Origin of the sequence: Enterococcus sp. DIV0840, assembly GCF_050527835.1 — a bacterium.
Taxonomy (GTDB): Bacteria; Bacillota; Bacilli; order Lactobacillales; family Enterococcaceae; genus Enterococcus_L; species Enterococcus_L ureasiticus.
In genome coordinates, this window is the sequence record NZ_CP172876.1 from 2,733,017 (window position 1) to 2,747,452 (window position 14,436).

Below are 14,436 nucleotides of genomic sequence, written 5' to 3' on the forward strand. Positions count from 1 at the left end.
AGTATATCATTACACAAGTCAAATAACTACATAAAATAAATAAAAAAACTGAGAAAAAAACACACAAGGTCTTCTCACTCAGTTATATAATATAAAATTACAACCTTAATTCCATCAATTTGTAACGATTGATATCGTTATTTATTCATCTAACTCACGTGTCCATTTAGAGTTCTTTTTAGCGAATCCCTTAACATGATAGACATTTTCCATTTCTTCAAAGTTTTCTGATAAAAGTAAGGTATGACGTTTCAATTCACTTAATTGCTGCCCTTGGCTAGAAGGAATATCAAGCTCATATGGAACTAATAACTCCATCATTTTTTCTCTGACAGCTTTTGTTAGTTCTTCTTTTCCTATTGTACTCTTAGCTGAAACCAAAATATTAGGAAACAGAGTAGGTACAAAGTCAGCTTCATCGATTTGATCACTTTTATTGTAAACTGTTAAAACTGGAATCTGCTCTAAATCTAGATCATTCAGTAAGTCGACAACGGTTTGTTCATGCTGTAAACGATCTTCTGCACTTGCATCGACCACATGTAATAACAAATCCATGCCTCGACTTTCTTCCAAGGTTGACTGAAACGCTTCAATCAGCTGCGTCGGTAAATCTTGAATAAATCCTACAGTGTCTGTCAACGTTACGATCATTCCTTGCGGTAATTGCCATTTTTTAGTTAAAGGATCAAGCGTAGCAAATAATTGATCTTCTGAATAAGTGCCCGCTGTTGTCAGCAAATTTAAAATCGTTGATTTTCCAGCATTCGTGTAGCCAAGTAAACCAATTTGAAACAGATCTGATGATTGACGTTTTTGTCTGCTTCGCTCACGATGAGCTGACACTTCCTTTAGCTCACGCTTGATTGCAATAATCTTATCACGAATAAGTCGGCGGTCTGATTCGAGCTTGGTTTCTCCAGGACCTCTAGTTCCGATTCCCCCACCTAAACGAGATAGCTGTTTCCCTTGTCCAACCAATCGAGGCAGCAAATAATTCAACTGAGCCAGCTCAACCTGTAATTTTCCTTCTTTTGAGCGTGCCCGCATCGCAAAAATGTCTAAAATCAATTGTACTCGATCAATTACTTTTACACCGACAGCTTCAACAATCAGTTGATTTTGTCTTGGTGTTAATTCATGGTTGAAAATGACGATGTCTGCTTCATAAGCATCGACTAACTGAACTAATTCTTCTACTTTTCCCTTACCAATCACAGTCTGTGAATCTACTCGAGGACGCTTTTGCGTTAAAGAAAAGACAACTTCTCCTTGTGCGGTCTTCGTTAAGTTTTTTAGTTCTTTCATAGAACCTTCAAATCGAGTGTAATTCCCCTCTGTTTCTACTCCGACTAAGATAACCTTTTCTGCTATTTTATCCATTTTTTGTCCTTCCTAAGTTTCCAGCCAATCCTCTATATCCTGTTCTAAAGTTAACATAGTATCAGGCGCTTGTACTAAGTCCCACCAGCTGGCATTCATGCGATTTCTAAACCAGGTCAATTGCCTTTTCGCATATCTTCTAGAATTTTGCTTTACTTGTTCAATTGCTTCATCTAAAGTTTCTTTGCCTTCAAAATAAGGGAAAAACTCTTTATATCCAATCCCTTGAATCGATTGTTTTGTTTGCCTTTTATAAAGTAGTTCCGCTTCTATTAAAAGACCTTGTGTCATCATTATATCAACACGCATATTGATACGATCATAGAGTACAGCTCGATCAGTTTCTAATCCAACCAAGAAATAATCGTATAATTTTTTTGGTTTTTCTTTAGGGGTTAAAATACTAAATCCTGTTTTATCAAATACTTCTAGTGCCCGAATCACTTTTTTACGGTTATTGAAATGGATACTTTCAGCTGCTTGGTTATCTTTTTCCTGTAATAACTCCCATAAGCGCTGGTTTCCATGCGTTTCAGCAAATTGTTCATACTTCTCGCGTATTTCAGTTGATTCATCTTTAGCGCCTAATTCAAAGTCATAAAGCAATGCTTGAACGTACAATCCTGTTCCACCAACAACAATTGGTAATTTTCCTTTTGCTGTGATCGAGTCGATTGCCTGACGTCCTTCTTTTTGAAAATCTGCTACAGAATAAGTCTCAGATAGGTCTCGGCAATCTATCAAATGATGCCTTATGCCTACACGTTCTTCTTTGGTCACTTTTGCTGTGCCTATATCCAAATCTTTGTAGACCTGCATTGAATCTCCACTAATGATTTCTCCATTTAACTTTTTGGCTAACTCAATACTCAAAGAGGTCTTGCCAACTGCTGTTGGTCCTGCGATTACTAATACTTTTTTCAATCTTTTCATCCTTTATTTTGTATCAATTCGCGTATTTTCAATGCCTTAGCTGGATAGTCTGTATGAATCCCAGCCAAATGATGACTAAAGCAAAGTATCATCTTTTCTTCCTCATTGACTGTCCAAGGACGAATTGCTTTTGGAAATTCCGCTAAATCCTCTACATGTTCCAACACCCAATCGATTTTAGGATGAATCCCTTCAATAAATTCTGATTGAAGCGCTCGTTTTTCCTCTTCTTCTGACATATCAAATACTGAAGCAATAGTTTGATTTTTTTCTATTTCCCAGATTTTCTCCAAGCTTTTAAAATAAAAACTTGAATACATATACTCAAAAGGCCAACGCTGTGACTTCATGAGCTGAACAATAATCTGTTCGATTCCTTTATAATGAATTTTATCTGTTTTTATTTCAATATTCAATAATCCTTGAAAGTTCTCTTTTCTAAGCAACATGACCACTTCTTCTAAAGTAGGAATTTCTTGAACCATTGGATTTTTTTCAAACCAGCTACCGGCATCTAATTGCTTTAATTCCGCTAATGTTAGACTACCAACTTCTCCATGACCATTGGTAGTACGATCAATCGTTTCATCATGCATCACAATCAGCTGATTATCTTTTGATAACTGAACATCTAACTCGATTCCATCAGAACCAACACGAACAGCTTCTTTAAATGCGGCTAAGGTATTCTCCGGATGAGTCCCTTTACTCCCACGGTGGGCGATTATTTTTGTCACGCTTCTCCCTCCAATCGAAATCATTGTATCATTCCTAACAACGAGTATCAAACAATTAAAAGGATTTTATTTGTTCAAAAAAACGAGGCTGAGACATAACTCTACGAGTCACATCTCAGCCTCAAGGAATCCGAATAAATGTTGGGAGCAGAAGCAACTACTACACTTCGTTTCGATCTCATTAACTTCTACGCATGAAACATGCTAAAGTTAAAGGTCTTCGCTCAGGAAATAAGCTGAAATTGTTATAAAACACAATGAATGTAATGAGCTGATGTTGCACAATACCTACTTGGGCACAAAAATTTTTTAAGCAATTTTCGTGAATTCCTTCTTATTTCTCGGAGTTAAACACTTCTGTCCACCCACGTTTCAGTAGTCTATTAGATTAATCAGACTTAGCGTTCAGAAACCTCTTTACCAATGTTACTAAGCTCATAAGAAACATATTTTTCAAGTCCAGACTTGATATTGTAATTAGGTTGATAACCAACAGCTTTTACTTTAGAAATATCGGCAAGAGAATGCTTGATATCACCAGAACGTTCGTCTTCGTATTGAATCGGTAAATTCACTTCTAAAAAGCTATCTATAGTAGAAACTAATTCATTCAAACCAATCGCTTCACCAGTCCCAATATTGTACACTTCTCCTAATGTATCTTGTGAAGTTGCAACAAGGTTTAGCGCTTGAACGACGTCTTCGATAAAAACAAAATCTCTTGATTGTGTTCCATCGCCAAACATGGTGAATGCTGATTTTTCTTTATTTAATAGTTTCTTATAACGATCCATCATAATCGATATAACACCCGAATACGGTGATTCAGGATTTTGCTTTGGTCCATAAACATTAAAGAAGCGTACCGCACTTGTTGGAACATTATACAAATGATAGTAATCTACCACATATTTTTCTGCAGCAAATTTATCGATTGCATAGGGCGTTAATGGTCTAATAATGGATTCTTCTTGTTTCGGTAAGGTTGGTTCATCGCCGTAAACAGCGGCAGATGATGCAAATAATAATCGTTTTAATCCTGGTTGGTTACATTTCACTAATTCTAACAATTGAAAAACACTGTCAAAATTTATCTGATGTGTCTCTAAAGGACGCGCCACAGAATCAGCCACACTCGCAATAGCGGCCAAATGAAAAATATACTCAAACTGTGTATCTGTTAACACTTTTTCCATCAATTCACGATCTGTCACGCTGCCTTCGATAAAACGAAGATTTGCAGACCTATCTAAATTATTCTTACTTCCCATTGATAAATCGTCAATGACAGTAACCTTATGATCTTTACTATAAAAATTGGCTAAGGTCGAGCCAATGAAACCTGCCCCACCGGTGATTAATATATTATTCATTTATCAGTAACTCCTAGTTTTAGATAGAATAAAAAAATAACTTCCATAACCTCTTTAGTTTATCATGGATTTTCAAAGAGGTCTACTTTAATTACAAAAACTAGCTGTCATGAAAGACAGCTAGTCGATTTTCCACTCAATTAATCAGCTGTGAAAAAAAGCAAATTTACTTCTCTTTTGCGATATCTACTACTGATTTTTTTTCTTTTTTCGCTTGTTTTACTATATCGACAATCTCGTTATTATGCATCTTATCAGGATCGATATTTGCCGCTTTTAACGCCTCACGAGCTTTCTCAATCTCAGTTTCATCGATTCTTTTATCTGGTTGATCTTTTAAATAGTCAGAAACAGATTGGCCATTTTTCTTTATTTTCGATTGCATCGTTTGGATTTCTTGATCTGTAAATAATGTACTATCAAAACCTGCTTGCTCGATTTCTTCTCTATATTTCTTGATCTCTTCCATACTAAGAGTGACTTCTTCATAGCTATAAGATACTTCAGTTTCACTAGAATAATCGATAACTTTCGACTTATCAAAATTGTCTGCACTTCGAGATGTACTTGTCTCTAAGTTCTGATTTTTCGTACTTTTTTTATCATTCACTCTAATAAAAACGACAATCCCTATTATCAAAATGATGATACAAAATAAAAACATGAGCCTCTTATTTTTCATTATTTGTCCTCTATTCTATTTATCGATAGAAACTGCCATTTTATTTGGGCTGTAAGAAAGTGCCACAGTTCCTTCGCTGACCCACATCGTTCCATAAATCGGATCTGTTACATGGAAACTATTCCCATCAAATCCAGTTACTAACCAAACATGTAAATTAGCAACCTTCAAGGAGCCATAATAAGTTCCATCAATAATAGGTGGGGCTAAATAAGGATACGTTCCCCAAACAACAATAGGATTTCCTTTCATCAATTCTTCTTTGAATTGACCTGTATCAACACCACTGATATCTCTGGAGTTAGGTGCATATCTTTTTGCATATGGTGTAAACGCTCTTGGATAAATCGTGTGGAAGCCATAGTTATCTGTCGGACTCCCATTAAAACCTTCATGCGGATTTCCCCAAGAAGGAACTTTAGGAACCGCATTGGTAACTTCATGGACATTCTGTCCATGCGTAGCCCCTAAATATTCTAACGCCATATATAAAGAAAATTCTTCACAACCATTTGGATACCCCATCGTCATCTGATTATAATAAGGAACAGCCATAAAAGTTTTTTGTCCTTTATTTGTTGCTGCTACGATATTTTTTTCTGCGCTCACATAACCGTAAGGTGTTTCTAAAATTGGGTAACCGTTCTTGTCTAATACTCTTCGTTTAACATTGATTACTGTTCCAGCAGCGATATCGTTACCTCTTCGTAATGATCTATCTGTATAGTAGTGTTTTGTTTTTAGTTCGATTCTTTGTGGCGCATCCATGTAATAGTTTCCTATTCCAGAAGGTGCTTTTTTATAATTATTTGAAACAGCTTGACCCTTAGACATTTTTTTGACTAAGACGACATCAAAAGCTTCCATTCTAAAACGATAACCTGATGTACCACTGATACCAGCATTTCTATTCCAACCCAGCCAACCAAAGTATTCTGCATGTGTTCGATAATAGACATCAAAATGTTTGGCTAGTTCTCCAGTTAAACGAACGTCATATGCTTCGATTCGTTTTGACTCACCCGTTGTTCCGCTTAATTGATTATTAGAAACATAATTTTGCCAACCGATGTCTTGTACATGGCTTCTATATTCGATTCCACCTGTTACTGGAGCATTCTCAACTTTCATCTTGATTGCTTCTACTCTCTTACTTTGTCCCATTGAACCATTCGTTTGACCATTTTTACTGGGAGCTTGCCAACCTTTGTCTTGAACATGACTTTGGTAGACAATGTCAGGTTGTTTGAACTGTACAAAATATCTTTTTTTAGCACCTGGAACCGCAACATCTTTTTTAACTAATTTAATCTCTACAGATTCTAACTGATAGCTAAACCCTGATGTTCCAGCATTTTGGCCATTGCTTGCCCAATCCAACCAACCAAAATTTTTAGCGTGTACACGATAATAGACATCAAAATGCTTAGCAAGTTCGCCAGTCAAACGAATACTTAATGCTTCCATTCGTTTTGATTGCTTCATAGTTCCAGTAATTGCATTATTAGAAACATAATTTTGCCAACCGATGTCTTGTACATGACTTCTATATTCAATTCCACCTGAAACGGGTAAATTATTGACAGCTATTTTCATAGCTTCCATTCGTTTTGATTTACCAACGGTTCCGCTAATTTGTCCATTTGATTTCGCACTTTGCCAGCCGATATCTTGAACATGACTTTGATAATTTATATTTGGCTTTTTATACTGCACTGATGGACGTTTTGTAGCACCTGGTGCTGCTTGTCCTTTTTCTTTTAATTGAATTTGTATCCCTTCAATTTGATATGAAAAAGCCGTAGTTCCAGCACTTTGTCCATTTGCTGCCCAATCTAGCCAACCAAAATTTTGAACTTGAACTCGATAATAAATATCATATTTTGCTTTTAACGTGTCTGTCAATTGAATTTGAATCGCTTCTAATCTTTTGCCACCCAAACCGCTAATTCCATTAGCGGAAACATAGTTTTGCCACCCAATATCTGACACATGTGTGCGATATTGGATACCACCTATATTAGGATCTGTTCCTTCTATTCCAATTTTAATTGCCTCAATTCTATTATTTGGAAATGCGCTACTTCCGCCATTTTCCTGACCTACTTGCCAACCTAGTTTTTGATTGTAGATTGAATAGTTTAATTTTAGTTGCTTACTTTCCGGTTCTGTTGGTTCTTTTGTTTCTGTTATTGCTCTTTTTTCAGCGCTTTCATTTTCAGCAATGCTTTCAATTACTTCGCTTGATTGTACCTCAGATACTTCAGTACTTTCCACTACATTTTCTGTAGTTTGTTCAGTTAAATGACTTTCAATGGTATTCTCAGAATCATTTACTTTCTCTACTGATAATGCCGCAGTCGGCACAACCATGAAACTTGCCATAATACCAACCAATAAATACCCTAATTTCTTTTTCATTTATCCCACTCCTTATAGTTGAATAATTTAATTGTAGCAAAGTTACTTCTCTTTGTCCACAATACTAAAAAGTACTATTTGTAATACATTTAAAACAAAAGAAAAATAGAGAATCAATCAAAACGAAAAATAGTTTTTGGTTGATTCTCTAGTAAATTTCACTTGCTGCTTATTCCTTTACTTACTAAGTTCCTTTTAGTAATCCTCGGAATTCTTTGAAACTTCTTATTATTTTTTTATAGTTGAACAAAAGATAAATTAGGTAACATAAAGAATAGACAGCTGTACTTACAAAGCTTCCGCCAAAAAATAAGTTACTTAATATAAATAAAATTGTTAAAAGTGTTTCAAAAATCATAGATTTTTCAATATGGATGTTCATTGATTTACACAAGAAAAATTCTGCAAAATTACAACGAAAAGCTAAACTTACTAAGATAAGTCCAACTGCCCAAGTCAAGTTGCCTAAACCAAAAATAATGATAATCGATAAAATCAATGATAAAGATAATGTTGTCACATTAACAAATAAAATTGTTTTTTCTTTTCGCAATGTTTTTAGATACGTATTGATCAACAAAGACATTCTGCCTTCATAAATGATGATTGGAAATAATATTCCCATAAACCTCAAGCTCTCTGCATAGTCAGGCAGCCACAACGAAAGCACAGATTTAGCTGGAACATAGAATAGCAAAATTGCATAAGTAATTGGTACAAACAAATCTCTTAATGTAACAAACAAAGCCGGTAATTTTTGCTGATTCGTTCTTCTTAATAATGGAAACATGACTACACCAACTGCGTTAACAAAGGTCAAAAACATATTAGAAATACTAAGCGTAAACGACAATTTACCAAACGTTTCAATCGTCCATTTCTTTTCTACAAAGAAACGAATCGTTCCAATAATAAGCATACTTGCTACACTACTAAGCATTAACTTACTACCAATATTTATATTATCCAATATTTCAGGCAAGATTTTTTTTAAACTCACTAATTTCAAACTCAGCATATCTCTGATTCGGTACATTCCCCAAATCGTCATAATCAATCTGGAAAGAATATCCATAACAATCAGCCAGAAAAAATTACGTCCTCCTAAAAGAAAATAACCACCAATCAACATTATATACAGATAGCGATCACTTCTAGATAATTGAGCGTATTCTTTAATACGATTCGTAGATTGAAAAATATACAAAATAAACGTTTTGGCTATCGTTACTAATGAAACGATTGCTGTAAGTAATATGATCACCATCTTATTCCCTGGAGGCATGAAAAACAGTGCCCAAATAATTACAAGCGAGGAAACAATACATTCAAAAATGGCTAAATACCAAAACTGAGACCCTAAATCTCTTTTATCAAGGTCCTTATATTCTTCTCCACCAATTTTTAAATAGATACCATCGATCCAACCTAAATGAAAGAAGCCGACATATGAAGAATAAAATACATACAATTGCCAATAACCATATTCTCTAACGCCTAAAAGCTTGGGTACAAATAAATTTAACAGAATTGAGATAACCAAAGTAGCAAAATTAGCCGCAACTGTGTAGTATAAATTTTTTATGACTGATTTAGCTTTTTCATTCATGATAGGTCCCTCGTATTTCATTATTTATTTTAACATTTCTCGAGATCAAAACTGTTATTTAACAGGAAAAATAGAGAAACTATTTCTTAAAAAAGTTGTTAAACCAACCTTTAAACTTATATTTTTCCATCACAGTTTTTGAAAGATTCACACTGGGTGCTTTTAGGAAATCTACAATTTCATTTTTGTTGCTCTCATTAAGGACAAATATATTCTCTGGCGTATAAAAATCCATATCTCGGACACTCGTATTATTTGTTATTAGTTTCTTGCCTAGAAACATAGCTTCGATTGGTCGCAGAGAAAGTCCATATTGGTTTTTTTGAACAATATCTAATATCGCTGTTGTATTTCCTTCATAATTAATCAATTCATCATATGAAATAGCCTCTTTATAGTCATAATCTGAACGAGAATTTTTAGATGAATTTACTACATAAATAAAAGGATTCAATTTCTCGCTAATAAAATACTGCTCTAGTTCTAATAACAAATTTAAACGATCTTTGTCAACACCAATAAAACAAATATCGGAGTGATACTTAAGATCATTTTTATGAACAATTAATTTTGACTGATCAATGAACTGATTATTATGATTTAATCCATATTTTTTACAATCATCCTTGTCGAATGACCATATCTCACAATTCAATCCTGAAAAAAATTCAACAGGCGTATCTTTTGCAACAGGATTACTGTACCAAACAACAATTCGTATAGAAGGAAATCTCCGATTCAAGTACTTAATTACAGGTCGTGAGAAGAAATGAGAGTTTAATAAAACAAAATCTATCTCTTCCAATTTTTTCTTCCAATCTCCATAAAAGAAAGAGGCAAGTTGTACATTCATTTTTTTATCTAAATAATTCATTACTTTAAGAATAAACGGACGTCTATTAAAATATTTTTCTACATGGATACCTAAACTTTGTGCATCTTTTGAAAATAATACCGATTTTTCATCTAAAGTAATAATCATCATTCGACTATAATCCAATGATTTTTGCCCCCTTGCTTCGCTTATTTCCAGTAAAAAGTATATGGATGATGTGTGACTCTTTCTGATTCTGGAGGTAATTCCATATAATCATCATAGCGTAATGTTAAAAACTTTTTGCGATCTTTGATAGCACGAACTTTTTTTCCTGCAAATAGTACATCTTCATAGTGTTCAAACCACTCAGTCGGGAAAAGTCCCCATTTTTCGTCAATGAACTCGATATAACCACATAAAGAAGTCTCCCCAATAGGATATTTACTTATTTCACTCATAAGTAAACTCCGCCAATGTTTATAATCGCCTTTTTTTAATAATTTACGATACTTAGGATAATATAAAATCCTTTTACCGTAAGCTTTCCATCGAGTCTTTGAAATGGCATAAGAAGCATTCAAAGTTGCCAACATATTATCAAGATACAGAGCACATCGTTCACCAAATTCTTTTCTGACAGAATCATCAGCTGGGAAACCATCAATTGGGAAAATATCCACAAAAACACCTAAATCAGGGTCTTCACTATGGTAGAATTGTGTTGTTTCAACACAAGTTCTCTTGTCTACTAATTTTCCAAATGGATAACGATACTCTTCTCTAGTCTCTAAACTCAACAACAAGTATGTTTCATCATTTGACAACAGTTTTATTAAACGGTCGTAGTTAGGACGAGTCAGCACAATATCTAAATCATCATCCCAAGGAATATATCCTTGGTGCCGTTCTGCTCCAATCAAGCTACCATAATAAATCGAATATTCGATGTCATTTTTTCGACAAATATTGTCAATGTGTACTAGAATTTCTACGCCAATTTCTTGAATTTCATCAATACTCAATTCTTTCATATCTCTAGTTCACTCGTTTCCTTCTCTTTTTTTGAATTCAACCTGCCAATATAAAGAAAGAATATCATTGCTCCTAGTCTATTTACCAATACGATATCTGTGATTAGACAAGCTGAGATTAAAATCGTTACTACGATCAGACTTTGATATAAATACTCTGTATAATTACTTGTGTTCATCTTAAATAGAGTCCACAATGTTTTAAACGCATTATATAAAACAAAAATAATAAATGGAATCGTTCCTAAAAGACCCGTTGTTGCTAATAAGAAAAATACAAAATTATGCGGTGTTTGTTCTTTTTTAGAAATCCAAGTATTTGGTAAATGTTCCTGAGCATATGGAAGTATACCTTTTGGAGAAGTTCCAATTATCGGTTTACTCTCAAATATTTCAATAGCACTGTTCCAAAGTTTAAATCTACTATTTGAAATATCCGAATCTTCTCCCGTATCTGGACGATCTAAGGAAATATTATCTTTATTTTCATTTTTTATCACAATAACCTTACTCACAGCTTCTGCAGAAACTAAAGATACTCTTTGTGTTACCTCCATCGTCAAGAAAAGAGCCACGATTGCTATTACTGAAAATCCAGCTGAATAGACAAGTCTTTTAAAGAGTGCAGTAGTTCTTTTAGCATAATAAAAATAGAAAAAGACCCAGATAATTGTAATCGCCATAATTTCTATGCTTGCTGTTCTTGAACCTGAAAGAACAACAAAGAAAAATTCCAAGATAACACTAGTGATCAAAAATCCTTTATAAAGTTTGGCTTTTGCCTCTTTAAATAGATGTAGAGAAAAACAGATTGCCACTACTGAAATTGTTGCAGAATAGTTTGGATCTACAAAAACACCATACAAACGGTTTTCAACAAATCCCATACGAATACCATAATACAATTTATCTAATGGCGCTGTGTATTGGAATTGAACAAAAAACATTCCTAAGGAAATAACAACTAGAACAAGCCACGTAACAACTAAAACTTTTTCAACTAATCTAAACAATTCTTTCTGATCCTTTTTTCCAATTTCATAAACAACAAAGAAAAAAAGAACTTCCCAAATTATTAACTTGAAATTTGCCATTAATCCAGTTGGCCCATTAACAATAGATGACATAATCAAAACTAAAGTAAATAGAAGTAATAGTAAACTTGGCCTCTGGCGTTTTTGAACCCAATCAATTCCATTGCGAATAAGTAATAATCCCCCAACCAATGAAATAATAGTAAAAACAATACTATCAACTTTTGATGGAATAAGACTATAAGTACTAATCATACGTAAAATTAACATAAATTCCCAAACAAGGATAAAAGGTATTTCCACCTTATCAAGTATTTCATTCGCTTTTTTCATCATTAACCCTGTCTCCTTAACTCAATAAAGTCTATTTATTTATTTTTCTGACCATTCCATTTTCTAAACGTGATAACTGTTTGTAAAAATATGGATGTATTCTTAACGCAATCATTGATATTTTTCGTGGTTTAGTAAAATAATGGTTTTTAAGTACAAATGTAAAGTTTTTACGTAAAAATCGAATAATTTCTTTTTGTGTTCTCTTTTCTTCTATCCCTAATTCACCACTGTTCATCATCTTATCTAAAACAGTGAAATACGCCCAACAAACTCGTGTATGTGCAACATTAACTAATTCTGGATATTTTTCTAAGACACGTGATTCATTATCTTCCCACGCTTTGATCATATCCAGATCTTTCATTGTAAAATGATTACTTGAAATGCTGTTTTCTCGGTGATAGTAATAGTATTTTTGGCTTGTATCAATAACAACTTTAGATGTTTCTTCAAGTACATCTAATATCACCGCAGCATCTTCTGTGAGCATTCCTACTGGATAACGAACATGCTCAAATATTTCTCTCTTATATAATTTATTCGTTGCACTTATGGTGCTTAACTTTCCTTCAAACGTAATTTTAGCTGCTCCGATCATATCCGTTACAAGATATTTTCGTTCTTTCACAACAGGTTCTTTTCCTGCATAAACATCTAAAAATCCAACAGTTGCTAAGTCAGCATCTTCATTTTTCAGGTTTGTATGTAAAAGCTCGTACATATCCTCTGCAATATAATCATCACTATCTATAAAACCAAGATACCGACCTTTCGCAATTTCTATTCCTGCATTTCTTGCTGCACTTAATCCACCATTTGCTTGATGAATAACCGTTACTCTTTGATCCATCTCGGCGTAGGCATCACACATTTGTCCACAATTATCAGGTGAACCATCATCTACTAGAATTAGTTCAAAATCTTGAAATGTCTGATTCAAAATAGAGTTTACACATTTGTCTAAGTACTTTTCAACATTATATACAGGTACTATAATACTTATTTCAGGCACTACCATTTCACTCCTCAGTTTTCATGATTCTAGTGACTTGCTCCAAACCTTCATCTAAAGAATAAATAGGTTTCCAGCCTAAACGTTCTATCTTCTTTGTATCTAATATTGCTTGAGTTGCTTTAGAGTATCCTGCCGCTTCTTTTGAATCTGGAATTTCAAAAATGACTTTAGTACCAGCGATTGTTGAGAGCTTGGTTGCTAATTCTTTTAAAGTTAAGTCGAATTTACTATTTGCAATATTATAGGCTTCTCCATTTTTACCATTAAACAATAGATACAATAAAGCATATGCCGCATCCGCTACATAACAATAGGAATAATACTGTGTTCCTTCACTTTTCAAAATGATATCTTCATTATTTACTGCATTTTTAATAAACTGAGAGGAAGCTTTTGAATCCTCTACTAGCATAGTTGGACCAAAAATTCGACAAAGTCTTGGAATCACAATATCTATTCCATATTGTTTTATATAAGCTTGGCATAATGCTTCACTTGCACGTTTGCCTTCAGGATAACCAGCTCTTAACGTATTACAGTCAATATAGCCACAATAGCTCTCATCAAATTTTTCAGTATCGCCTCTATTTTCCCCATAGATTTCAACTGTTGAGAGGAATAAAACACGTTCAACTTGATTTTTAGCAGCATAATTAAGTACTTGTTCCGTACCTTTAATATTCGTCATGATAGTATTGATTGGATCACTTACATAAGCTTTTGGGTGTGTATTGCTTGCACCATGAATGATAAAATCATATTGAACATCACTAGATAGAGGTTCTAAAATATCCCCTACCACCAAATGAAAATTACGACTATCCTTATATTTGATAAATCTTGATTCTAGTTTGTTTTTATTTCTTCCCATAGCATAAATAGAAATATTCAGGTTCCGTTTTTCATTTACTGCCATTAAACAATCTATCAAAAAAGTACCAATCATACCTGAAGCACCAACGAATAATAATGACTTATTGTTCAATTTTCTCCAGTCTAACTGATTTTGTATAACTTTCTCAACATCTTTTTGATAATCAGGATTTTTTGAAAACATATTTTTCT

At 33.8% G+C, this 14,436-nt stretch carries 12 protein-coding genes; all 12 read right to left on the reverse strand.

Features of this window, described 5'->3' with window-relative positions; all coding sequences use genetic code 11:
• Positions 1-141: 141 nt before the first annotated feature.
• Positions 142-1,383 carry a GTPase HflX gene (gene hflX / locus IGL98_RS13040; protein WP_206843553.1) on the reverse strand — a complete coding sequence of 414 codons (1,242 nt, stop codon included), beginning with the start codon at positions 1,381-1,383 and terminating at the stop codon, positions 142-144.
• A gap of 12 nt (positions 1,384-1,395) precedes the next feature.
• A complete protein-coding gene (gene miaA, locus IGL98_RS13045; RefSeq protein ID WP_206843550.1) occupies positions 1,396-2,307 on the reverse strand; it encodes a tRNA (adenosine(37)-N6)-dimethylallyltransferase MiaA in 912 nt (303 codons plus the stop codon).
• Between the two features lie 5 nt (positions 2,308-2,312).
• The gene (locus IGL98_RS13050) at positions 2,313-3,053 is read right to left on the reverse strand and encodes a glycerophosphodiester phosphodiesterase family protein (RefSeq protein ID WP_206911807.1); all 741 of its coding nucleotides are present in this window, start codon (positions 3,051-3,053) and stop codon (positions 2,313-2,315) included.
• A gap of 398 nt (positions 3,054-3,451) precedes the next feature.
• Positions 3,452-4,426: an NAD-dependent epimerase/dehydratase family protein gene (locus IGL98_RS13055; RefSeq protein WP_206843544.1), complete on the reverse strand. Its 975-nt coding sequence runs from the start codon at positions 4,424-4,426 to the stop codon at positions 3,452-3,454.
• Positions 4,427-4,592: 166 nt separating this feature from the next.
• Complete coding sequence (locus tag IGL98_RS13060; protein ID WP_206843542.1) at positions 4,593-5,108, reverse strand: hypothetical protein; 516 nt, start codon at positions 5,106-5,108, stop codon at positions 4,593-4,595.
• 15 nt (positions 5,109-5,123) lie between these two features.
• Positions 5,124-7,529, reverse strand: a complete 2,406-nt coding sequence (locus tag IGL98_RS13065) for a C39 family peptidase (RefSeq protein WP_206911806.1) — start codon at positions 7,527-7,529, stop codon at positions 5,124-5,126.
• A 184-nt stretch (positions 7,530-7,713) separates the two neighbouring features.
• Positions 7,714-9,138, reverse strand: coding sequence for a lipopolysaccharide biosynthesis protein (locus IGL98_RS13070; RefSeq protein ID WP_206843538.1), 1,425 nt, complete (start codon positions 9,136-9,138; stop codon positions 7,714-7,716).
• 79 nt (positions 9,139-9,217) lie between these two features.
• On the reverse strand, positions 9,218-10,138 hold the full coding sequence (locus IGL98_RS13075; RefSeq protein ID WP_206843536.1) for a lipopolysaccharide biosynthesis protein: 921 nt from the start codon (positions 10,136-10,138) through the stop codon (positions 9,218-9,220).
• 23 nt (positions 10,139-10,161) lie between these two features.
• Positions 10,162-10,986: a LicD family protein gene (locus IGL98_RS13080; RefSeq protein ID WP_206911805.1), complete on the reverse strand. Its 825-nt coding sequence runs from the start codon at positions 10,984-10,986 to the stop codon at positions 10,162-10,164.
• Positions 10,983-12,356: an O-antigen ligase family protein gene (locus IGL98_RS13085; RefSeq protein ID WP_206911804.1), complete on the reverse strand. Its 1,374-nt coding sequence runs from the start codon at positions 12,354-12,356 to the stop codon at positions 10,983-10,985. Before IGL98_RS13085 ends, IGL98_RS13080 begins: the two co-directional genes overlap by 4 nt.
• 28 nt (positions 12,357-12,384) lie before the next feature.
• Entirely contained in the window at positions 12,385-13,368 is a 984-nt protein-coding gene (locus IGL98_RS13090; protein WP_206911803.1) for a glycosyltransferase, read from the reverse strand.
• 7 nt (positions 13,369-13,375) lie between these two features.
• Entirely contained in the window at positions 13,376-14,428 is a 1,053-nt protein-coding gene (locus tag IGL98_RS13095) for an NAD-dependent epimerase/dehydratase family protein (protein WP_206911802.1), read from the reverse strand.
• Positions 14,429-14,436 lie beyond the last annotated feature (8 nt).